Origin of the sequence: Vogesella mureinivorans, from assembly GCF_007644035.1 — a bacterium.
GTDB lineage: Bacteria > Pseudomonadota > Gammaproteobacteria > Burkholderiales > Chromobacteriaceae > Vogesella > Vogesella mureinivorans.
The window spans coordinates 116347-137902 of sequence record NZ_VMTV02000099.1 but is presented as its reverse complement, the minus strand read 5'-3'; the positions used below and the strand labels follow the sequence as shown (position 1 = coordinate 137902).

18 protein-coding genes and 2 tRNA genes are annotated in these 21556 nt (G+C 57.4%); 7 read left to right on the top strand and 13 right to left on the bottom strand.

The window, feature by feature from the left end:
- The first annotated feature begins 2 nt into the window (after window positions 1-2).
- Window positions 3-78, top strand: a tRNA-Val gene (locus FLQ44_RS02810).
- A gap of 12 nt (window positions 79-90) precedes the next feature.
- Window positions 91-167: transfer RNA gene (locus tag FLQ44_RS02805), tRNA-Asp, on the top strand.
- Between the two features lie 126 nt (window positions 168-293).
- On the opposite strand, the gene FLQ44_RS02800 is transcribed toward FLQ44_RS02805, so the two are convergent.
- From FLQ44_RS02800 to pmbA, 4 genes are all read right to left on the bottom strand, one after another.
- The gene (locus tag FLQ44_RS02800; protein WP_147692956.1) at window positions 294-782 is read right to left on the bottom strand and encodes a disulfide bond formation protein B; all 489 of its coding nucleotides are present in this window, start codon (window positions 780-782) and stop codon (window positions 294-296) included.
- A gap of 47 nt (window positions 783-829) precedes the next feature.
- Window positions 830-1969, bottom strand: a complete 1140-nt coding sequence (locus tag FLQ44_RS02795) for a patatin-like phospholipase family protein (RefSeq protein WP_147692955.1) — start codon at window positions 1967-1969, stop codon at window positions 830-832.
- Between the two features lie 62 nt (window positions 1970-2031).
- Entirely contained in the window at window positions 2032-2649 is a 618-nt protein-coding gene (locus FLQ44_RS02790) for a DNA-3-methyladenine glycosylase family protein (RefSeq protein ID WP_147692954.1), read from the bottom strand.
- The gene (gene pmbA, locus FLQ44_RS02785) at window positions 2646-3998 is read right to left on the bottom strand and encodes a metalloprotease PmbA (RefSeq protein WP_147692953.1); all 1353 of its coding nucleotides are present in this window, start codon (window positions 3996-3998) and stop codon (window positions 2646-2648) included. The genes FLQ44_RS02790 and pmbA overlap by 4 nt, the downstream gene beginning before the upstream one ends.
- Before the next feature lie 106 nt (window positions 3999-4104).
- On the opposite strand from pmbA, the gene yjgA reads away from it, so the two are divergent.
- The 4 genes from yjgA to trpC are packed head-to-tail and all read left to right on the top strand — an operon-like array spanning window position 4105 to window position 7010.
- Entirely contained in the window at window positions 4105-4668 is a 564-nt protein-coding gene (gene yjgA, locus FLQ44_RS02780) for a ribosome biogenesis factor YjgA (RefSeq protein ID WP_147692952.1), read from the top strand.
- Entirely contained in the window at window positions 4665-5243 is a 579-nt protein-coding gene (mog, locus tag FLQ44_RS02775) for a molybdopterin adenylyltransferase (protein ID WP_147692951.1), read from the top strand. Before yjgA ends, mog begins: the two co-directional genes overlap by 4 nt.
- Window positions 5240-6226 (top strand): YheT family hydrolase, encoded by a 987-nt coding sequence (locus tag FLQ44_RS02770; protein WP_147692950.1) that lies wholly within the window; start codon window positions 5240-5242, stop codon window positions 6224-6226. Before mog ends, FLQ44_RS02770 begins: the two co-directional genes overlap by 4 nt.
- Window positions 6219-7010, top strand: coding sequence for an indole-3-glycerol phosphate synthase TrpC (gene trpC / locus FLQ44_RS02765; RefSeq protein ID WP_147692949.1), 792 nt, complete (start codon window positions 6219-6221; stop codon window positions 7008-7010). The genes FLQ44_RS02770 and trpC overlap by 8 nt, the downstream gene beginning before the upstream one ends.
- Window positions 7011-7196: 186 nt before the next feature.
- Here the strand turns inward: trpC and FLQ44_RS02760 are convergent, their stop codons facing one another.
- The 3 genes from FLQ44_RS02760 to FLQ44_RS02750 all read right to left on the bottom strand — a co-directional run bounded on the left by FLQ44_RS02760 (window position 7197) and on the right by FLQ44_RS02750 (window position 10287).
- On the bottom strand, window positions 7197-8162 hold the full coding sequence (locus tag FLQ44_RS02760) for a lipase family alpha/beta hydrolase (RefSeq protein ID WP_206208631.1): 966 nt from the start codon (window positions 8160-8162) through the stop codon (window positions 7197-7199).
- A gap of 245 nt (window positions 8163-8407) precedes the next feature.
- Window positions 8408-9154, bottom strand: coding sequence for a lipase secretion chaperone (locus tag FLQ44_RS02755; protein WP_170252733.1), 747 nt, complete (start codon window positions 9152-9154; stop codon window positions 8408-8410).
- 170 nt (window positions 9155-9324) lie between these two features.
- Window positions 9325-10287, bottom strand: coding sequence for a lipase family alpha/beta hydrolase (locus FLQ44_RS02750; RefSeq protein WP_147692947.1), 963 nt, complete (start codon window positions 10285-10287; stop codon window positions 9325-9327).
- A gap of 514 nt (window positions 10288-10801) precedes the next feature.
- Here FLQ44_RS02750 and FLQ44_RS02745 point away from each other — a divergent pair.
- The gene (locus FLQ44_RS02745) at window positions 10802-12241 is read left to right on the top strand and encodes a cyclic-di-GMP receptor FimW-related protein (RefSeq protein WP_147692946.1); all 1440 of its coding nucleotides are present in this window, start codon (window positions 10802-10804) and stop codon (window positions 12239-12241) included.
- An 87-nt stretch (window positions 12242-12328) separates the two neighbouring features.
- Here the strand turns inward: FLQ44_RS02745 and FLQ44_RS02740 are convergent, their stop codons facing one another.
- The 6 genes from FLQ44_RS02740 to FLQ44_RS02715 form a co-directional block, all read right to left on the bottom strand.
- Complete coding sequence (locus tag FLQ44_RS02740) at window positions 12329-13531, bottom strand: acetyl-CoA C-acyltransferase (protein WP_147692945.1); 1203 nt, start codon at window positions 13529-13531, stop codon at window positions 12329-12331.
- A 70-nt stretch (window positions 13532-13601) separates the two neighbouring features.
- Window positions 13602-15977 carry a 3-hydroxyacyl-CoA dehydrogenase/enoyl-CoA hydratase family protein gene (locus FLQ44_RS02735; RefSeq protein ID WP_147692944.1) on the bottom strand — a complete coding sequence of 792 codons (2376 nt, stop codon included), beginning with the start codon at window positions 15975-15977 and terminating at the stop codon, window positions 13602-13604.
- Window positions 15978-16169: 192 nt separating this feature from the next.
- Window positions 16170-17624, bottom strand: a complete 1455-nt coding sequence (locus FLQ44_RS02730) for an OmpP1/FadL family transporter (RefSeq protein WP_147692943.1) — start codon at window positions 17622-17624, stop codon at window positions 16170-16172.
- Between the two features lie 155 nt (window positions 17625-17779).
- A complete protein-coding gene (locus tag FLQ44_RS02725; protein ID WP_147692942.1) occupies window positions 17780-18157 on the bottom strand; it encodes an acyl-CoA thioesterase in 378 nt (125 codons plus the stop codon).
- An 86-nt stretch (window positions 18158-18243) separates the two neighbouring features.
- Window positions 18244-20697: an acyl-CoA dehydrogenase gene (locus FLQ44_RS02720; protein ID WP_147692941.1), complete on the bottom strand. Its 2454-nt coding sequence runs from the start codon at window positions 20695-20697 to the stop codon at window positions 18244-18246.
- Between the two features lie 37 nt (window positions 20698-20734).
- Window positions 20735-21370: a TetR/AcrR family transcriptional regulator gene (locus FLQ44_RS02715; RefSeq protein ID WP_147682296.1), complete on the bottom strand. Its 636-nt coding sequence runs from the start codon at window positions 21368-21370 to the stop codon at window positions 20735-20737.
- Between the last annotated feature and the right edge of the window lie 186 nt (window positions 21371-21556).

Below are 21556 nucleotides of genomic sequence, written 5' to 3'. Positions count from 1 at the left end.
TCGGGCGTTTAGCTCAGTTGGTAGAGCGTCTGCCTTACAAGCAGAATGTCGGCGGTTCGACTCCGTCAACGCCCACCAAGTTTTACGGTTGGAGCGGTAGTTCAGTTGGTTAGAATACCGGCCTGTCACGCCGGGGGTCGCGGGTTCGAGTCCCGTCCGCTCCGCCAACCATTCAAAAGCCTTCCTCATGGAAGGCTTTTTTCATTTCAGCCCTACCCCACCACCAAACGCAGCACATAAAAAAGCCAGCCCACGCAGGGCTGGCTATGCTTGTGTTGCGATATCAAACCGGATCAGGCTTTGCGCCAGCCATTCCACAGCGCCATCGAGATCAGCACAACAAACAAAAGGCCGGTCCACACCGGCATGGACTGGCCAAGAAAGGTCCAGCCCAGCTCGGCGCATTCACCACTGCCTTTGAACACGGTATTCAGCACCTGGGTAAGCGGCAGGGTTTCCAGCATGAAATCCAGCCCCGGCCCGCATGCCGGCACTTGGTCTTTTGGCAGATGCTGCAGGTACACATGCCATGCTGCCACCGCACCGCCCGCCAATGCAGCTAGCGCCACCAGCGAAGCAGCAAGCTTTGCGGCCAACCTTTGCGGGTTCACCAGGGCAAACAACCCGGCCAATACACCGGTAGAAATAACCCCCACGCGCTGAAAAACACACAATGGGCAGGGCTCCAGGCCCATGCCGTGCTGGGCATACAAGGCAAAGCCCATGGATGCGGCACACACGGCCGCGATAGCGGCAAAACCCTGCCGTCTGGATAAACGCATTACAACCCCCTTAAAATAGCGGCGCCAAACACCCGCACCGTAGCAGACTATGTTTTTTGTAGAAAATTCAGTATTTCGTCCTGCCTGGCCATGGCATCTTTGTAGCCCAGGTCAATCAGCTCCTTGCCATATGCCGGGTCAAACAGCAGATAGCTCGCCAACACCGAGCCGCGCTGGCGCATGGCACCCGCACCCCGCATGAGAAAACGCATGGCCGGCGGAAATTTTTTCACGTGCTTGAAGGCAATGGCTTCCAGCGACACGCTAGGCGAGATGTTCAGCACCTCCACCCGCTTGAGCGCCGTGCGGCCACTGCAACGCACCTGCTCGTCCAGCAACGAGATTGTATGATTCACCCGGCTAAGGCGCTCCATATCGGTGGCCATACTGTCAAAAAAGATGCTGTTGAGCAAATGGCCAAAGACCATGGCCAGAGAGGGGCGATCGCCCGCCAGGCGGCGCTCTGACCGTGGCCGGTGTTCGGTATTCAAGTTAATGACAAAGAGCTTCTCCGCGCCCAGGTGCAAAGCGGGTGATAGCGGCGCCATCTGGCGGATAGCGCCATCGCAATAAAAACGGCCATTAATGGTGGCAGCAGGAAAAACCATGGGGATGGCGGAGGTAGCCATCAGATGGTCCACCCCGATAGACTCGCGCACGCCCAAACGCTGGTAGCGGTGCCACTCGTCGATATCATCGCGCCCTTCAAAAAAGCTGACCGATTGCCCGGTGGTGTAGCAGGACGCCGTCAGCGATAGCGCACGCAGATCGCCGCTTTGCACCGCACGCGATACGCCATCAAAATTCACCGCCTGGCTGAGCAGCTCGCGCAGCGGGCTGTTGTCCAGCAGGCTAGCCGGGTTGTGCACCAGCTTGCCGCCGGTAAGTACCGAGCCCCCCCACGCCAGAAAAGCGCGTGCAAAGTAAGGCCAATCCGCCCGGTACACCTGGCTAACATGTAGGCCTTTCCACATCTTGGCCAGAAACGCCGTGGCGCGGCGGAAGTGCATCGACCCTGCGGCCAACCCTACCGCATTAATGGCGCCGGCCGAGGTGCCGCTAATGATGGGAAACGGGTTGCCGTGATCACGCGGCAACATGTGCGCCACCGCCATCAACACCCCCACTTGATAGGCTGCCCGTGCGCCGCCACCTGCCAGCACCAGCCCGACGATAGGCTTGTCCATCTCTCGCTCCCTGTTTTGCTTTGAGTATGGAACACCGGCAGCGATACGGCAGCGTTTGTGCGCTAGTACTGCACCTCTACCGGGTCCAGCATGCGCCACAAATACCAGGTGGCCACGCTGCGCCACGGGCGAAAGGCCTCACCCATCTGCCGCAGCTCGGCCAATGCCGGGCGCGCCGGCAAGCCGTGAATGACCACCAGCGCTTTTTGCAGGCCGATATCATCTACCGGCCAGACATCCGGGCGGCACAGGTTGAAGATCAGGTACATTTCGGCGGTCCAGCGGCCTATGCCGCGCACGGCCACCAGCTCGCGGATGATAGTCTCGTCGTCCAGCGCATCAAAACGCGCCGGATCGATGCGGCCATCCAGAAAATGCCGCGCCAGATCCTGAGCGTACTCCACCTTGCGCAGTGAAAACCCCACCGCCCGCAGCGCATCGGGCTGGGCAGCCACCACGGCCAGCGGGCTGGTAGTGTCGAGGAGTGCGGCCAACCTGGCCCAGATGGCATCGGCTGCGGCAATGGAAATCTGCTGCCCGACAATGGCGCGCAGCAGCGTCTCGAAGGGCTCGCCCCGTGTTTTCAGCACGCTAACGGGGTACTGTGCAATCAGGGCAGACAGCGCCGGGCTGCGCTGTGACAGCTCGGCGCAGGCCTGCGGCCAGTAGCCTGGCGTCACGCCTCGCCCGCTACCATCATATTGCCCAGCAGTACCGAGCCCATGTGGCGGCTGCCACGATAGTCGATATCGTCACCAATGGCATCGATGCCCTGCAGCATGTCGCGCAGGTTGCCGGCAATGGTCAGCTCCTCTACCGGGTAGGCAATCACGCCGTTTTCTACCCAGAAACCACTGGCACCGCGCGAGTAATCGCCGGTGACCATATTGATACCCTGCCCCATCAGCTCGGTCACCAGTAGGCCGGTACCCATGCGTGCCAGCAAAGCAGACAGACCCCCGGTCAAGGTAGGCTGGACGACCAGGTTATGCGCACCGCCTGCGTGGCCGGTGCTTTGCATACCCAGCTTGCGGGCCGAGTAGCTGCCCAGGAAATAGCCTTGCAATACACCACCCTGCACAAACTGGCGCGCGCTGGTAGCCACCCCTTCGTCGTCGGCGCAGCCACTGGCCAGGCCGCGCAGCACAAACGGGTCTTCGCTGATGTTCAACAATGGCGCGGCCACCTGCTGGCCCAGGCTGTCCAGCAGGAAGCTGGATTTACGGTACAGGCTGCCACCGCTTACCGCCTGCACCAGGTGGCTGAGCAAGCCGCCGGCCACCGGCGCCTCGAACAGCACCGGGTACTGGCCGGTTTTCACCCGGCGGCCATCCAGGCGGCGCACGGCGCGCTCGCCGGCGATGCGGCCAACCTCTTCTGCCGACAGCAGATCCGCCGCATGGCGGGCCGTGCTGTACCAGTAGTCGCGCTGCATGCTGTTGGCACCCGATGCCACCACCGACGCAGACAGGCTATGGCGTGAGGTCGTCAGGCTGCCGCTGTAACCATGGCTATTGGCATAGCAGTGGCGCGTAGCGTGCGTAGCCACGGTGCCACCTTCCGAGTTGCTGATGCGCGCATCCACGCCACGCGCCACGTCCTCGCACTGGCGCGCCAGCGCAATAGCCTGCTCTACCGGCAAATCCCAAGGGTGGTACAGGTCCAGATCACGGCGATTGCCGGCTTTCAGTAGCAAAGCCGGGTCTGCCAGGCCAGCGCAGTCGTCTTCGGCGGTATAGCGCGCAATATTCAGGGCGGCAGCGGCCGTATCTGCCAGCGCCTTGTCAGAAAAATCAGAAGTGCTGGCGTGGCCTTTTTTCTGGCCCAGATACACCGTCAGCGACACGCCTTTGTCGCGGTTATATTCGATGGTTTCCACTTCGCCCAGGCGTACCGACACATTCTGCCCGCAGCCCTCGGAGACATCGGTTTCAGCTGCGGTAGCGCCGCCAGCCTGGGCCAGCGCCAGCATACGGGCAGCAATGGCCTCGAGTGCGGCCTCGGTATACGAAAAAATCTGCTCTGCCATAGGGTTTTCTCTAGTGATAAGGCACGACGGGAGCACACACCAGTCGGCCGTGACGGGTTCTTTTCCGGTATCATACCAGCTTGAAACCTTAATCAAGTCTTAGCGAATGTCGAACGTTTTTAACAATGGCAGCAATAATGGCCTGCCCCCCAGCAAATCCCAGCTCAAACGCGACATGGATGCGCTACAGAACATTGGCCGCGCGCTCACCGAGCTGCCTGCCGCCAAACTGAAAAAGATGGAGCTGGACGACACCCTGCTGGCTGCCGTGCTGGACTACCAGCGCTTTAACGCCAACGGTGCCAGACGCCGCCAGCTGCAATACATCGGCAAACTGATGCGCGATATCGACCCGGAGCCGATCGAGCAAAAGTTGGCCGCACTACGTGGCGACTCCAGCACCCACACCCGCTGGCTGCACCTGGTCGAGCGCTGGCGCGAACGCCTGCTGGAAGACGACAAGAACGTGCAGATCTTCATCGACGATTTTGCCGAAGTCGACGTACAGCAGCTGCGCACCACCGTACGCAACGCACGCAAAGAGCGCGATGAAGCCAAGCCGCCGAAGGCAACCCGCCTGCTGTTCCAGATGATCAAAGAGCTGATCCCGGAACAAGGCCGCCAGAAGAATGCCCCAGAAGACGCTATCGAACAGGACGACGAGGCATGAGTCTGAAAATCGGGCTGGTATCCATCTCCGACCGCGCCAGCCAAGGCGTGTACGAAGACAAGGGCATTCCTGCGCTGGTGGACTGGCTTAGCCTGTGCATCCGCAGCCCTTTCGAAACCACCACCCGCCTGATTCCGGACGAACAAGCCACCATCGAAGCCACGCTGCGCCAGCTGGTAGACGAGCAAGGCTGCCACCTGGTGCTTACCACCGGTGGCACTGGCCCCGCCCTGCGCGACGTGACACCGGAAGCCACGCTGGCGGTAGCCGACCGTGTCATGCCCGGCTTTGGCGAGCAGATGCGCCAGATCAGCCTGAAATTCGTGCCCACCGCTATCCTGTCACGCCAGGTAGGCGTCATCCGCAAACAAAGCCTGATCCTGAACCTGCCCGGCCAGCCCAAGGCTATCCGCGAAACACTGGAAGGCCTGCGCGAAGACGGCGTCGTCACCGTGCCTGGCATTTTTGCCGCCGTGCCCTACTGCCTGGACCTGATCGGCGCCCCCTACGTAGAAACACGCGAAAAAGTAGTCAAAGCATTCCGACCCAAGTCCGCCATCAAGCCCGTAGCGTGACCCCGTACCAAGCCCCCCGCTGGCTGCCCGGCAGCCACGCCCAGACCATCTGGCCTGCCCTCATGCTGAAGCAGGCACCACCCGCCTATCGCCGCGAGCTATGGGCCACACCGGATGGCGGCCAGATCGCCGTAGACCGCATTGACGGCCAAGCCGACCAACCATTGGTGGTGCTGTTTCATGGCCTGGAAGGCAGCAGCCACAGCCACTACGCCATTGCCCTGATGCGCGCGCTGCAAGCGCGCGGCTGGCACGGCGCTGTGCCACACTTTCGCGGCTGCGGCGGCATAGAAAATACCCTGCCACGCGCTTACCACGCGGGCGATGCCGCGGAAATCGGCTGGATCTGCCGCAAGTTGGCCGCAGAAAACCCGCAGCTATTCGCCGCAGGCGTGTCATTAGGCGGCAATATGCTGCTACGGCATATGGGCGAACAAGGCAGCCAGGCCATCCCGCTGGCCGCAGCGGCCATCTCGGCACCGCTAGACCTGGCCGCTGCCAGCACACGCCTGGATCACGGCGTGGGCCGCTTGCTGTATACGCGCATGTTCATGAATACGCTCAAGCCCAAGTCACTGGCCCAGCTACAGCACCACCCAGGCCTGTTCGACCGCCGTGCCGTGCAGCGCGCCCGCACCTTTGGCGAATTCGATAATCTGGTCACAGCACCCCTGCATGGCTACCGCAACGTGCAGGACTACTGGGCCCGCGCCAGCAGCAAACTGCTGCTCAAGCAGATCATGCGGCCAACCCTGGTACTGAACGCGATCAACGACCCCTTCCTGCCGCCACACGCCCTGCCCGGCCCGGCCGATGTCAGCCCGGCGGTATGCCTGGAGCAGCCAGCCGAAGGCGGCCACGTCGGTTTTGTCAGCGGGCCCTTCCCCGGCACACTAGCGTGGCTACCCCAGCGTCTGTTAGCATTTTTCGATTCATACCAGCGCGCCCAAGCGCACAGCAGAAAGCCCTCGCACCATGTCTGACATTCTGAAAAAAATCTGTGCCACCAAGGTAGAAGAAATTGCCCAGCGCCGCCCGCAACGCTCCCTGGCCAGCTTGCGCGCCGACGCCGAAGGCCGCCACGGCGACCAGCGCGATTTTGTCGCTGCCATCCGCGCCAAACACGCGGCCAGCCAGGCCGCCGTGATTGCCGAGGCCAAAAAAGCCAGCCCCAGCAAAGGCGTGATCCGTGCCGACTTCAACCCTGACCAGATTGCGCAAAGCTACGAGCAAGCCGGCGCCGCCTGCCTGTCCGTGCTGACCGATGCGCAGTACTTCCAGGGCCATGAAGACTACCTGCAGGCCGCACGTGCCGCCTGCCAGCTACCGGTGCTGCGCAAGGACTTCATGGTGGACGAGTACCAGATCTACGAAGCGCGCGCCATTGGCGCCGACTGCATCCTGCTGATTGCCGCCTGCTTAAGCTTGCCGCAAATGCGCGACTTCGAAGCGCTGGCGCAAGAACTGGGCATGGCCGTACTGGTAGAGGTGCATGACGAGTACGAACTGGAAGCAGCCTTGCAGCTCAACACACCACTGGTAGGCGTGAACAACCGTAACCTGCGCACCTTTGAAGTGAGCCTGGACACCACACTGCGCCTGCTACCGGAAATCGGTAAGGACCGTATCGCCGTCACCGAGAGCGGCATCATCCAGCCAGCAGACGTACAAAAGATGCGTGACCATGCCGTACACACCTTCTTGGTGGGCGAAGCCTTTATGCGCCAGGATGACCCCGGCCTAGGCCTGCAACAGCTATTTGCCTGATAACAATAAAAAAGAGCAGCGCATGACACGCTGCTCTTTTTTGACTTGCCCCTGGTCTGCGGTGAGCTTTCACGTTGCCAATACCAGAAAGAAGCCAAAACACATGCCTTCTTTACACGCTACTGAGCAATAACAGCCAGCCCCCCAACAAGGACTCTCGGACAACCGGGCACCGCCACATATCGGTTACGCCCCCAGATTACGCAAGCGGTTTGCGTGCTGGCGGAAAAGTGTCACAGGGTTGGTTTCCAGAATGTTGCCCAGGCCAAAGAACATATTGACCTCATCCAGGTGATTAAAGCGGTAGTTGTCGCGAATAACCTGCCCAAGATGCGTGGCACACGTCCCCATCAGACCATCATTCGGTTCGCTACCAAACACCAGACCGGTCGTTGCCAATAGCGGGTCGCTCACATCCAGCGGGTTGGTATAGGGCTGCGCACCGGACCATGAAAAGTAATGAATACCATTGACTTGGTATGCGCCTTCACCACAGTCCGTTACTGGCACGCCCTGAGGGTGGCGGCTATTAAATGCCAATGTACCGGCCGTGGTAACCGAATTCAACGCACCAAGCTCATCCTGCGACAGGTTACTGCCGGTAGAGAATAAACGGATCAGACTGGCAAACGCACCACCCGCCGCCACCACCACCGACTCGCTCACCGAGCCTGGTGGTAGCGCACCACGCAATGCATCCATGGCTTTTGAACCCTTGTTATCCCCACCAATACTAGTGACAGAAGCCACAAGCTCAGGCCGAACCGAAGCAACGTAGCGCGAAGTTGGCGAGCCCATGCTATGGCCAATCAGATTGACTTTCTGTGCCCCGGTCATAGCCACGATGCGTTGGACTTGTTCAAGCAGCTGCTCGCCTCGACGCTCATAGCTATCAAGCGGTGACACTTGTGCAAGATAAACCTGAGCACCGCTACGCTGCAGCTCGGCAGGGATACCATAGAAATAATCCATTCCAAGCATGCTATCGAAACCCATAATGCCATGCACCAGCACGATTGGGTACTTGGTTTTGGTGTACGTTGCTTCGCTATCTGACGGAGGTTGCGTCCCCATACCTACTGCGGGTTGCCACACTGCTGTCATCAGCACGATACCGGCCAGCACACCTCTTACTGCATTGAGCTTGCTCATATGATCTCCTTGAGATTAACCCGACAACAATAAATTCACCCGGAATACCGAGCGTTCGACAAACTTACTCTCGTCATGGTCAATTAGAAATAAAGATCAACAATTTCAATGAGTTAAAAAAATATCAATGTCGTAACTCACCCACATCTATGCCGCGGAAGAATACAAGCCACCACACAAAATAACCAAATGACATTAACGGAGACAAAAAAACGCAGCCGAAGCTGCGCTGATTCAGCAGTAACTTACTGGTAAGCAAGCAAGCGTTTGCGCTCGTTCTCGCTGAACAGCTTCTGCTCTAGTACTTGCAAAGCCTGCTGCCTCTGCGGGCCAGACAACGCCTCATCCTTGGCGAGTTGCTCACGCTCCTGTTTCCATTGCTGCAGTTTGGTTTGCCATGCCACCGCCTCTGCATCTACTGCAGCCAACCGTTGTGCCGCCTCAGCACCCACCATCCCGGCACGTAAAGCCTGCAGCTGCTCTGGCGTACCACCTTGCTTGCGTAAATTACGTTCGGCATCTGCCAAGGCAATGTGCTGTATCGTTTGCTGACGAGCAGCACGTTGTTCTGGCTGTAGTGATTGCTCCAGGGCATCCAGTTGGCGGCGCTTTTCCGCCTCACTGAGATCCTGCCGCCGCTGAATCGCCATTCGCTGCAAGACCAGCTCGTCCATGACATCGCTGCTGGCAAAAAGCTGCTTTAGCTCCAGCGGGGTGAAATGCCGGGCACGAATCTGGCGTAGCAGCTGCAAACGCTGGCTCATCTGGCTTACCACGTCGGCAGACACCGGGCTAATAGTCTTGCCCGCCTGCCCCAAGTCATTCAGATAGGCCAGATAGCGGTGGAAGAAATCCTGCGCATCTTGCAAGGCCTTGCCACTGAGACGCGCTGCCAGTTGCTTCTCGATCTCCTGACGAATCTCCGGAAATGTGCGCTCACCCTGCGTAGCCAAATAATAATCAAACAGCGCTTTCAGCTGTTTGGCATCCATCTTGCCACTTACCGGTGCAGGCGGCAGACCATCTACCGACGTTTGCCGTAGCGAGGGGGCAAACACCCCCTCGGCCACAGGCTGCTCGGCACTACCCGACTGCCACCAATACGCGCCAGCCGATGCGGCCAACACCAGTAGCAGCCATACCTTGCCTTGCAGCCGCATGTTTATACCCCCAGATTACGCAGACGATTGGCGTGCTGGCGGAACAGCGTGACAGGGCTAGTCTCCAGGATGTTACCCAGACCGAAGAACATATTGGTCTCGTCCAGATGGTTGAAACGATAGTTGTCGCGAATCACCTGGCCCAAACGTGAAGAGCACGTCCCGACCAAGCCATCGTTAGGTTCTGCGCCGAATACCAGGCCAGTTACGGCCAACAATGGATCACCTACATCCAGCGGGTTGGTGTAGGGCTGAGCACCCGACCAAGAAAAGTAATGGATACCATTAACCTGGTAGGCACCCTCACCACATGCTGTAGTCGGTACCGCCTGTGGATGGCGGCTATTAAAGGCGAGCGTGCCTGGCGTAGTGAGCGAGTTCAACGTGGCCAGCTCGTCTTGCGATAGGCTACTGCCGGTAGAAAACAGCCGGATCATACTGGCCAAAGCGCCACCTGCAGCGACCACCACCGACTCGGCTACAGAGCCCGGAGGAAGTACACCACGCACAGCATCTGCTACTTTAGAGCCCTTGTTAACGCCACCAACACTGGTCACCGAAGCCACCAAGTCTGGCCTAACCGACGCCACATAGCGGGATGTTGGCGAACCCATGCTATGGCCGATCAGGTTAACTTTCTGCGCACCGGTCATGGCCACGATGCGCTGAACCTGCTCAAGCAATTGCTCGCCACGCCGCTCGTAACTGTCAGCCGGCGACACCTGGGCAATGTACACCTGAGCGCCGCTGCGCTGCAGCTCGGTGGGGATGCCATAGAAGTAATCCACCCCCAGCATACTGTCAAAGCCCAGTACACCATGCACCAGCACGATGGGGTACTTGGTTTTGGTATACGTCGCTTCGGTGTCTGCAGGCACACTACCCATACCGAAAGCTGGCTGCAGGCCGGCAGCCAGTAGTGCTGCTGTGGCCAGAATACGTTTAGCTGCGATCAATTTGCCCATAACTTCTCCTCTGTGAATGACTTGTGATCTTGACGTCACAATGATTAGCCCACCCTAAAATTAGAGTGCGTACTCAATTTACACGCTAGAAGAGGTAGAAAAAACCTGCTGACAGCTGTTCTATAAATCAAAAAAACGATTGTATGATTTTCTCCACAGACACATGCATGCCACGACACCTCAACAGCCACGCGAGAGAGCATTGATAAGCGCGGCCACTTCCACAATACAAGATGGCGAAAAAATACTATACTCGCCCTTCATTCTGTCATTGCACTCTGTGTAAAGATCGTATTGTGTCTTGCACACCCTCTATGCAATCCCTGTGTATAAAAAGACGGTTAGCATTGAGCCAAACCTCCTATCGATAACGAGATTACGCTACTATAGGCAGCTCATAGCATGACTCGGCCAACCGAACCCGACCCCGTACCCAATGATTGATATCAAAGCCATTCTCAGCGCCATTTCAGGCAGAAAAAAGACCTCAAGCGAGTCGACCGAGTCGGCAACCATGCTGGTCAAGAACTTGCCGAATGCCGAGTACTACACGGCGCTGGTCGAAATCATCAAGGCGGTGGCAAAAATCAACAAAGATGCCAGCGTCACCCTAAAAGACCGCATTAATACGCTCTTGTATGTCGACACCCGGGCGGTGGAAATGCACAGAAAACTGTGCAAGGAATTCCTGATAGGCGCATCGCGCTCCAAATCATTCCTGCCCAGCATCCTGGCTTACTGGACTGAGCTCTCCAATGGCTATCAGCTTTGTTTGCGCCAGTTCCAGAGCAGTAAAAATGCCCAGATCGACGCCCAGATCGAGCGCGTGGCCATCCGGGCACTGCACCACCAGCTCAGCCTGATAAAGTGGAGCGCATTGCGCTACATCTCTGCAGATGGCAATACCTGGCAACAGGCATACCGGCTGTACCTCTTTGCCGAGCAGTACGGGTTTCATGGCAAAGCCATCACCATGTACGAAGAGCAGCCCGAATCCACCACAGGTGAACAGCTGCTCATCCAGGCCGCCATGCTGCATCTGGCACAAACAGACAACCTGCTCACTATCGAGATCGAGGCCATCCACTTGTTGCTGGCCCGGCTGTCGGAAGGCATCAAGCTGCAAAATACCGCCTCGAAAAGTGACTTCCAGTACGTGATCAATCTGGACTTGCCCGCCCCGCCGCAGCTGCTGCGCCGTGGCACATTGGGCAAAGGGTGCCGCTACTGGTCTGGCGACTTCGTGGTAAACCGTTTGGCTGACCTGATTCTGGATTTTGACCAAGGCATTCCCGAGGGCTTCAAACAAGCGCTCCCGGCCATGGATACGCCCACCTGGCGTAACCTGCTGCAAAAGCTGTCGTCTCGCTGGTCGCAAGATGGCGGCAAATCCATGCGCCAACACGAACGACTCAGCTCCAGCGGGCATGCCAAAGTTGAAATCGGCTTTGAAAAAATCGCCCACCACCTCAAAGTGAATCGCAGTGCGCTACCGCAAGATGAGGTCAATGACGATTGGCGCGTGAACGATGCTAGCGAGGCTGGCTTTGGCCTGACCTACCTGGGTCGCTCGGTAGAAAGCCTGATGATCGGGCGCACCATGTGGGTTTCCTCGCGCGAATACCCTGGCCAACTATGCGTGATACGACGCGTGCAGCGGCTGGCTGAAGGCGGTACGCGCGTGGGGGTAGAGGTACTGGGCAGCCTGCCCCTACCCGTTAGCCTGAGTGAAGGCGGTGCCGATGGCAGCAATATCAGCAGCGGCTTGTACATTACGCAGACCAATGCAAAAAAGGGGCAACGTGTTTTTCTGATACCGAAGCGGCTAGCAGACAATGGTAAAGAGCTGACCTTTGCGGCCAACGGCAAGTCGTACCAGATTCGCATTTTGCACAGCAATGCAACATTCGAAGATTGCCAGCAGGTAGAATTTGAAACACTGGAACGCCTGTAAACACATTACAGCTCATGAAAAAAGCCGGCTTCGCAGCCGGCTTTTTTGTTGTTGCGGCCAACCATAAGGTTGGCCGCAACAGGCTTATCACAGTACTTCGATAATACCAGCAGCACCCATACCGGTACCGATACACATGGTCACCATGCCATGGCCTTGCATACCTGCATCGCGCATACCGTGGATCAGTGTGGCAGTACGGACAGCACCCGTTGCGCCCAGCGGGTGGCCCAGCGCAATAGCGCCACCATGCGGGTTCACCAGCGACATATCCAGCTCCAGATCACGTGCCACAGCCAAAGCTTGGGCAGCAAAAGCTTCGTTCAGCTCGATCCATTTCAGATCGCTCTGTACCAGGCCTGCCTGCTTCAGCGCTGCCGGAATCGCTTCTTTCGGGCCGATACCCATGATTTCCGGCGGCACGCCTTTTACCGAGAAGGTAACGTAACGCGCCAGCGGGGTCAGGTTGAACTCTTTCAGCACGCGCTCCGACACCAGAATCACGGCACCAGCACCGTCGGACATTTGCGAGGAGTTACCCGCTGTGACCGAGCCTTTGGCATCGAACACGGTTTTCAGCTTAGCCAGGCCTTCCAGCGTGGTTTCGCGACGCGGGCCTTCATCGGTATCCAGCACACGGGTCTTGCTGACCACTTCGCCGGTTTCCAGGTTAGGCGTGCGATAGGTTACTTCCAGCGGGGTAATCTCGTTCTTGAACTTGCCGCCATCAATGGCAGCCAGCGCACGGCGGTGCGACTCTACCGCAAATGCATCCTGGTCTTCGCGGGACACGCCCCATTGCTGGGCTACTTTTTCTGCCGTCAGGCCCATGCCGTAAGCGATGGCATAGTTTTCGTCTTTGGCAAACACTTCCGGGTTCAAGGAAACCTTGTTACCCATCATCGGCACCATGGACATGGACTCGGAGCCTGCCGCGATCACCACGTCGGCTTCGCCCAGACGGATACGGTCTGCCGCCATCTGCACGGCGTTGATACCGGACGAGCAATAGCGGTTGATGGTGATGCCGCCTACGGTATTAGGCAGGCCAGCCAGCAGCACGCCAATACGTGCCATGTTCAGACCTTGCTCGGCTTCCGGAAAGGCGCAACCTACCACGCAGTCGGAAATCAGCTTCGGGTCCAGTGTAGGCACCTGGGCCAGCGCACCGGTAATAACGTGTGCCAGCATATCGTCCGGGCGTACATGGCGCATCATGCCACGTGGCGCCTTGCCTACCGGGGTACGGGTGGCGGCGACGATGTAAGCTTCCTGTACTTGTTTAACCATTTTTAAAATCTCCTTCCGGCAAAGCTGGCTTAGCCCCTCAGCCGCCAGCTTGCCCGCATTCTGGCTGTGATTAGTTACGCAGTGGTTTGCCGGTGGTCAGCATATTGGCAATACGATCCTGGGTTTTGCTGGATTTCAGCAAGGTCATGAATGCCTTGCGCTCCAAGTCCAGAATCCACTGCTCATTCACCAGCGTACCCTGCTCCACCTCACCACCGGTCATCACATCGGCAATCAGGCCGGCAATGGTAAAGTCATGCTTGCTGATGAAATTACCTTCCAGCATGTTCACCAGCTGGCCCTTGATGGAAGCGGCACCGGCACGGCCGGCAACGGCAAACTTGCCACCCGCCATCGGCGGACGGTAGCCCGACTCGTACATGGACAGCGCTTGCTGTTTAGCAACGTGCAGCAACTCGTAGCTATTGAACACCACATTGTCGGTAGCACGGAAGAAGCCGATTTCCTGCGCTTCGTGCGCACTGGTCGCCACTTTGGCGGTAGCAATCGCCATGAAGTAGTCTTTCAGCGCAGCCAGTACATCACCTTTGGCTTCGCTGGCGGCACGTACGGCAAACTCTTTGCAACCACCGCCACCTGGCAGCAGGCCCACGCCCACTTCGACCAGACCCACGTAGGATTCCAGCGCAGCCACCACCTTGTCGCAATGCATGGCAAACTCGCAACCGCCGCCAAACACGTAACCCTGGGTAGCAGCGACAGTCGGAATCTGGCTGTAACGCAGACGCATGGAGGTTTCCTGGAAGCGACGCACCATGGTGTCGATAGCATCCCAGTCGCCCATCATGAAGGCCGGCAGCATGGACTGCAGATCCGCACCCACCGAGAACGGCTCTTCGGTTTGCCAGATCACCAGGCCTTTGAAGCGGGCTTCGGCGATATCCAGCGCTGCATGCACACCATCAATCACGTCCGGGCCAATCGCATGGGCTTTGGACTTGAACGACACCACCAGCACTTCGTCGCCAGTAGTAAAGGCACGCACACCGTCGTTTTCGAATACGGTTTCACCCAGCAGGCCATCCGCCTCACCCAGCACTTTTGCCGGGGCGAGCTGACGTGCGTACACGTCCAGTGTGGAGCGGCCAACCAGCTTGCCAGCTGCAGCATCAAACGAGCCATCGGCAAAGTGCACACCGTCGCGGTCCGCTTCCAGCGCCCAGGCTGGCAGGTTGGCCGCAGCCAGCGATTTGCCGGCTTTTACATCGGCATCTACCCACTCGGCCACTTGTTTCCAGCCGGCAGATTGCCAGGTTTCGAACGGGCCAGCAGACCAGCCAAAGCCCCAGCGAATGGCAAAGTCCACATCGCGTGCGCAGTTGGCGATATCACCCAGATGGAAAGCGATGTAGTGGAACACATCGCGGAAGCAGGCCCACAGGAACTGTGCCTGCGGGTGTTCGCTTTCGCGCAGCTTCTGGAATTTTTCGCCCGGATTGGCGATCTTCAGGATTTCTTTGACGGCATCATCGCCCTTCTGACCGGCGCCGACGTACTCGCCCGTAGCAGGATCGATGACAAACATCAGTTTGCCTTCTTTTTTGTAGATGCCGCGCTTGGTCTTGGCACCCAGGGCACCATCAGCGATCAGCTTCTGCAGCCATTGTGGCGACTGGAACAGCGTGTGCCACGGGTCTTGTGGCAGGGTGTCCTGCATGGTCTTCACCACGTGGGAGAAGGTATCCAGGCCAACCACATCAGCGGTACGGAACGTAGCGGACTTCGGGCGACCCAGGCGCGGGCCGGTCAGGTCGTCCACGATGTCAAAGCGGATACCGAACTTCTCTGCGTTGGCAATGGTTGCCAGCATGGAGAACACGCCAATGCGGTTCGCCACAAAGTTCGGGGTATCTTTGGCGCGAATCACGCCCTTGCCCAGCGTGGATACCAGGAAGCGTTCCAGGTTATCCAGAATACCGGCGTCAGAGCCCACGCACGGAATGATCTCAACCAGATGCATGTAGCGCGGCGGGTTGAAGAAGTGCACGCCGCAGAAGCGTGGCTTCAGTGCCGCCGGCAGCGAATCGGCCAGCTGGTTAATGGACAAACCAGAGGTGTTGGTAGCGAAAATGGTGTTTTCGCCCAGGTGCGGGCCAACCTTGGCATACAGGTCTGCCTTCCAGTCCATGCGCTCAGCAATCGCCTCGATCACCAGATCGCAGTCTTTCAGCAGGTGCAGGTGATCTTCGTAGTTGGCTGGCTGGATAAAGTTCACCGCATCCTTGTTGGACAGCGGGGACGGCTTGAGCTTTTTCAGGCCTTCGATAGCTTTCAGTGCAATCGCATTCTTGTTGCCTTCTTTGGCAGGAAGGTCGAACAGAACGGTTGGCACCTTGGCATTAACCAGATGAGCGGCGATTTGCGCCCCCATCACGCCGGCGCCCAGAACGGCTACCTTGCGTACGATGAATTTGGTCTGAGACATGGTTTCCTCGGTTGTCTTAACGAACAAACATGGTTAAACGCTTCCCGGATTATAGGTTCCAGGTAAGCAATCTGGGGAAAGATCTGATTTAGAGTATCTGAACCAAAATTCAGCATCTTTTCCAAAAAAACACGGCTTTACATGGCCGTGTTTAATGCGGCCAACACAGGGTTGGCCGCAATGATTAGTGCATCAGAAACGCTGGTTGTACTGTACGCCAATAATCTGGGCATAAGACTTGTAGCTACCCTTCAGTGTTGCCTTGCTGGAAGTGCAAGTAACGGAAGAAACGGTAGCACCATCGCACCAGTCTTTATTATTGGTATTGGACGATTTGATTTTGACGAAAGTGTAAGCAAAATCTACCGAGCGATCTTTATCCAGCGCATAGTTACCACCCAGAGACAACCAGTAACGATCGTTATCAGGAATGGACGGTGTACGCAGGCTCTCATTAGCAACCGGTGTTTCATCATAGGCCACACCAGCACGCAGTTTCAGACGATCGGAATACTTGTTCGCCACGCCAAGCGAGATACGGTCGGTGTCTTTCCACTTTTCCGGGGTAATGCTATCTGGCAGCGTATTGTCAAAATCAATGCGCAGTTCCTGGAACTTCGAGTGGAAAGTGCGGGTGTAATCACCCATCACATCCCAGCGATCATTCAGGCTGTGGAAGAAATTCAGAGATAGAGAATCAGGCGTTTTTACCTTCAGCGATGCATTGCTATTGGTAATAGCCGCTCTCTGGGCTGCCAGTGCAGTTGCAGTTGCAGCGAGGTTACCTGGAGCCACACCCAGGCTGGTCAAGGCATTAACTGTTGCCGCAGCATTCGACGGCTGCAAAGCCCACTTGGCATCGCCTTTCAGCGTGTGCTCGATAGCAGAACGGTAAGCCAAGCCTACGCGTGTCTGCTCATTAATATCGTAGAGCACGCCAAAATTGTAGCCGAAACCCCAGTCATCGCCATTGACGTCAACACTACCGTCCAGTGCTGCATTACCAGAGATTTGGCCGGCTGCGGCCGAATGTGCTGCGGTAGTCATACCGCCAGCTCTCTGGGCAGCAGTCACCAAACTGGTACCGGAATCTACACCTTTAACCAGCTTACCTTCGATATGCTGTGCGCTGACGCCCACGCCAACAGACAACTTTTCGGACAGCTTGAACGCCAAGCTCGGGTTGAATGTAATGGTCTTGAGTTCGGTCTCGATAATATTGTAACGACCGACCCAATCGCGATCGTATGCAGTTTTAGAACCGAAGGGGACAAAAATACCTAAGCCAGCAGTCAGTTTGTCATTTAGCTGGTGGGTAACATAAAGATGGGGAACGGCCGCCGGATCAACGATCTTGCCGCCATTACCACCTTTGATCGCCACACCGGCAGCGGTGGAAGAACCATTGTTGGAAAACTCCACATGCGGCACAACAACGTTTAGCACGCCCGAAAAGTTGGTACCTTCAAGCTTTGCCATCCCAGCCGGATTATAAAAAATAGTCGACGCATCATTCGCTTCGGCGCCATTTGCGTTGGCCGTGGACTGCGCACTTACCGACTGGGTACCAAAATGGTAGCCGGATGCCATTGCGGCAGCGGAGGCACCCATCATCATCACTGACAGGCTGAGGTGTTTCAGTTTCATGTGTCATTCCCTCTGTGCATTGTTTGTCATGCTGTTGTGACCGTACTGTATCGTCGATCTAACATTGATACTACCAGACTAGATAAGTATTTCCAGCATTTTCGAGCATTCGTTCCAAACGGTTGTTTCATCGTTATCTTGAAACACACAATGCATCAGATCAGGCGGGACTGGCCATCGGCATCGATAGCCACATAGGTGGCTATCAGGTCGGTTACAGCCACCACTTCACCCGACATACGCTCCGCTTCCACTTCCAGTTTCAGCGTGACGGATTTCTGCCCCAGGCGTAAACAGCTGGCGTAAATGGACACCACATCGCCCACATGAATGGGGTGGGCAAACTGGAAAGCATTGACTGCCACGGTGGTAACCGCCCCTTTCGCAGTACGCTCGGCAAACGTGGCACCGGCCAGATCGATCTGATGTAGCAGCCAGCCTGCCTGAACGCGGCCATGCGCATTGGTGCTACGCGGCTCGGCACGCAAGCGCAGTACTGGCTGGCGCGCAGAATCAATCGGGTTGTTTTGCATGTTGACCCCTCCTGATGTCACTCTGCCTGCAAAATGACATCAGCAGGAGGGTGAGCTTTCGCCCACCCCACTTACATGCTAGTTCATCAGAAAATCAGGCGCTGCAGCAATTGCTCGTCGTGGTGTTCCATCTTCATGTCGAAGTCGTCCACCATGATGACATCGCGCTTGAGTTTGCGTGCACGTGTTACGGCATCAAACTCTTGCTGGGTAATGATGCCACCGGCCAAAGCCTCAGCGAGGCGTTCGCGTGCGGTGATGGTCTTGAACTTGCCATCGCGGCCCAGCTTGCGCAGCTTCTGCTCTACCGGCTCGGTTTCCAGCATGGCTTTCAAGGCTGGCTCCAGCACACCGATCGGGTCGGTTTCGTCAGCCGACACAAACATGCCTTTGGTCAAGCGAGCGCGGGTTGGGCCCAGCTCCATCAGGCTGCGTGCAACCTGGGTGCCAACGCGGTCGCTGGCAGGCTTGAGGGTGAGACCCCACGGGAAGATCACTTTGCGCAGCACTGCGGCCAACACGCGGCTTGGCAGGTTTGCCAGGAAACCGTCCATGGCCTGTTGCAGGTCGTACAGGGCAGTCTCTACCGCCCACTTCAGCACCGGCAGGTCTTCTTTCTGCGCACCGTCACGCTCGAAGCGCTTCAGGCAAGCCGAGGCAATGTACAGATTGGACAGCATGTCACCCAAGCGGGCAGACAGTTTTTCTCGGAACTTCAGCGAGCCGCCCAGGCTGAACATGGCCATATCGGACAGCAAGGCAAAAGCACTGGAGAAACGGGTGAGCTGCTTGTAGTAAGTCGCCACATCGCCGCCTTTCGGGCTGCCGACAAATTTGGCACCCGTCAGACCCATCCACAGCGAACGGAATACGTTGCTGATGACAAAGTTGATATGGCCGGTGATGGCTTTATCGAACTCGGCGCCATCATTGGCCATGGCGGCTTTCATTTCACGCAGTACAAACGGATGGCAACGGATGGCACCCTGACCGTAAATGATCATGGAGCGCGTCAGGATGTTGGCACCCTCTACCGTGATGGCAATAGGAATCGCCTGGTAAGCGCGCGCCAGATAGTTACGCGGGCCCAGCACCACTGCCTTACCACCATGTACATCCATGGCGTCATTCAGCGTTTTGCGCATGCGCTCGGTGTTGTGGTACTTGAGCACAGCAGACAGCACCGACGGCTTCTCGCCAATATCCAGCGCGGTCAATGCCAGGTCTTGCGAGGCTTCCATCTGGTAGGTAAAGCCACCGATACGCGCCATGGCTTCGTCTACGCCTTCGAACTTGCCGATGGACAGGCCGAACTGGTCGCGGATGCGGGCATACGCGCCGGTGGTGTAGGAAGCCACCTTGCCGGAGGCTACCGACATGGCAGGCAGGGAGATGCAGCGGCCTACCGACAGGCACTCCACCAGCATGCGCCAGCCTTGGCCGGCAAAATCGCGGCCGCCGATGATCCACTCCAGCGGAATGAACACATCTTTACCCCAGGTCGGGCCGTTCATGAAGGCAGCACCACCCGGGAAGTGACGACGGCCAATGCACACGCCCTCGTGCTCGGTCGGTACCAGCGCGCAGGTAATGCCGATATCTTCCTTGTCACCCAGCAGGTGATCCGGGTCGTACATCTTGAACGCCAGGCCCAGTACGGTCGCCACGGGCGCCAGGGTAATCCAGCGTTTTTCCCAGCTTACGCGGATACCCAGTACGTTCTCGTGATGTTGGCCGCTGCGCGGGTCGGTGTAGCTGCCACGACATACCACACCAAAGTCAGGAATCGCACCGGCATCGGAACCAGCATACGGGCTGGTCAGCGCAAAGCATGGTACATCCACGCCTTTAGCCAAGCGCGGCAGGTAGTAGTCTTTCTGCGCTTCGGTACCGTAGTGCTGCAGCAGCTCGCCGGGGCCGAGGGAGTTCGGCACCATCACCGACACCGCCGCCGTACCGCCACGGGTAGCGATCTTGGTTACCACTTTGGCGTGCGCGTAGTTGGAGAACTCCAGACCACCGTATTTTTTCTTGACGATCATGCCCAGGAAGCCCTGGTCCTTGATGAACTGCCACACTTCCGGCGGCAGGTCTTTCAGCTCGTGCGTGATCTTCCAGTCGTCGATCATCTTGCACAGCGCTTCGGTCGGGCCATCGATAAAGGCCTGCTCTTCGGCAGTGAGCTTCGGGTCCGGGAAGGACAGCAAGCGGTTCCAGTCCGGCTTGCCGGAGAACAGGTCACGATCCCACCATACGGTACCGGCGTTGATCGCTTCCTGCTCTGTCTGGGACATGGCAGGGGTGATTTTCTTGAAGATGGTGAACACCGGGCCGGTGAACACGGCGCGGCGCAGCGGGGCAAGGTTCAATACTGCCGCAATGACGCCGAAAACGGCCCATACGGCAACAGGAACCTGGCAGCCCCAGACAAACTGCAGGCTAGCAAGCCAGCCTGCAATGGCGATAGTCCAGGCAATAACAGGCGCGCGGAAGTAAGCCAGCGCGCCCATCAGCAGGACGAGAATAACGGCAGATGTCATTATGGTTAACCCTCGTGTTGACCCTGTGAAAAGTCAATCAGATGGGCGCCGTCAACCCTGCCACGACAAAAGGTACCAGGTGTTTCACGATCATGTCCGGGTCGCGGGCGGTCACCACTTGGCTACGGACAAAAATCTTCAACACATCATTACCGGCAAAGGCATTGAACATTACGCTAAAAGCGAAATGCATGCGCCATGCGATATCTTCGGCCCCAAACTGGGGTAATGCACGCTGAAACGCACTGGTATAGCGCTGTACAAAAATACTGTACTGCTGATTCAGTGCTTCGCGTAGCAGGCGGTGATTCTCTACCAGCGTACGCGACATCAGCCGGACAAACAGCGCCCCGCCCCTCGCAGGGTCTTTAGACAGGGCCAGGCACGGGCGGATGAAGCTCACCACCAATTGCTCGGCTGTCAGTGTTTGTCCAGACTGCTCAAGGGTATCCAGCTCGGCCAGACAGGCCGCCACAAAAGGGCCGATACGGCGCATGAATACGGACTCGAACAGCGCATCCTTGGAACCAAAGTGGTAATTCACCGCAGCCAGATTAACCTCTGCCTGCTGTGTAATCATGCGAAGCGAAGTAGCCTCGAAACCGTGCTCGACGAACAGACGTTCTGCGACGTCCAGAATTCGTGTTGCCGTATCGGGTTTATTCGCTTCCATGCTGTCTTGCACCTTGATCGGGGTAAGTAATTGCGTCGCCTTGCTCATCATGACTTTAGAACAAGCGTTTGAAACTTACGTTTAAAATTGACGCATGTCAAGAATTGCATCGCCTAGCCTTTATAATTTTTGCAATCAAAAACGGCAGTCTTCAGTTTAGACTGCCGCTTGATTGAAACAACTGTT

What these genes read in the sequence shown, in the direction of transcription:
- FLQ44_RS02755 (WP_170252733.1), bottom strand. Translation starts at nt 9,154, where the DNA reads ATGGATGCCAAACAGCTGAAAGCGCTGTTTGATTATTATTTGGCTACG.
- pmbA (WP_147692953.1), bottom strand. Translation starts at nt 3,998, where the DNA reads ATGGCAGAGCAGATTTTTTCGTATACCGAGGCCGCACTCGAGGCCATT.
- FLQ44_RS02740 (WP_147692945.1), bottom strand. Translation starts at nt 13,531, where the DNA reads ATGGTTAAACAAGTACAGGAAGCTTACATCGTCGCCGCCACCCGTACC.
- FLQ44_RS02750 (WP_147692947.1), bottom strand. Translation starts at nt 10,287, where the DNA reads ATGGGCAAATTGATCGCAGCTAAACGTATTCTGGCCACAGCAGCACTA.
- mog (WP_147692951.1), top strand. Translation starts at nt 4,665, where the DNA reads ATGAGTCTGAAAATCGGGCTGGTATCCATCTCCGACCGCGCCAGCCAA.
- FLQ44_RS02795 (WP_147692955.1), bottom strand. Translation starts at nt 1,969, where the DNA reads ATGGACAAGCCTATCGTCGGGCTGGTGCTGGCAGGTGGCGGCGCACGG.
- trpC (WP_147692949.1), top strand. Translation starts at nt 6,219, where the DNA reads ATGTCTGACATTCTGAAAAAAATCTGTGCCACCAAGGTAGAAGAAATT.
- yjgA (WP_147692952.1), top strand. Translation starts at nt 4,105, where the DNA reads ATGTCGAACGTTTTTAACAATGGCAGCAATAATGGCCTGCCCCCCAGC.
- FLQ44_RS02735 (WP_147692944.1), bottom strand. Translation starts at nt 15,977, where the DNA reads ATGTCTCAGACCAAATTCATCGTACGCAAGGTAGCCGTTCTGGGCGCC.
- FLQ44_RS02715 (WP_147682296.1), bottom strand. Translation starts at nt 21,370, where the DNA reads ATGGAAGCGAATAAACCCGATACGGCAACACGAATTCTGGACGTCGCA.
- FLQ44_RS02725 (WP_147692942.1), bottom strand. Translation starts at nt 18,157, where the DNA reads ATGCAAAACAACCCGATTGATTCTGCGCGCCAGCCAGTACTGCGCTTG.
- FLQ44_RS02730 (WP_147692943.1), bottom strand. Translation starts at nt 17,624, where the DNA reads ATGAAACTGAAACACCTCAGCCTGTCAGTGATGATGATGGGTGCCTCC.
- FLQ44_RS02760 (WP_206208631.1), bottom strand. Translation starts at nt 8,162, where the DNA reads ATGAGCAAGCTCAATGCAGTAAGAGGTGTGCTGGCCGGTATCGTGCTG.
- FLQ44_RS02720 (WP_147692941.1), bottom strand. Translation starts at nt 20,697, where the DNA reads ATGACATCTGCCGTTATTCTCGTCCTGCTGATGGGCGCGCTGGCTTAC.
- FLQ44_RS02800 (WP_147692956.1), bottom strand. Translation starts at nt 782, where the DNA reads ATGCGTTTATCCAGACGGCAGGGTTTTGCCGCTATCGCGGCCGTGTGT.
- FLQ44_RS02745 (WP_147692946.1), top strand. Translation starts at nt 10,802, where the DNA reads ATGCTGGTCAAGAACTTGCCGAATGCCGAGTACTACACGGCGCTGGTC.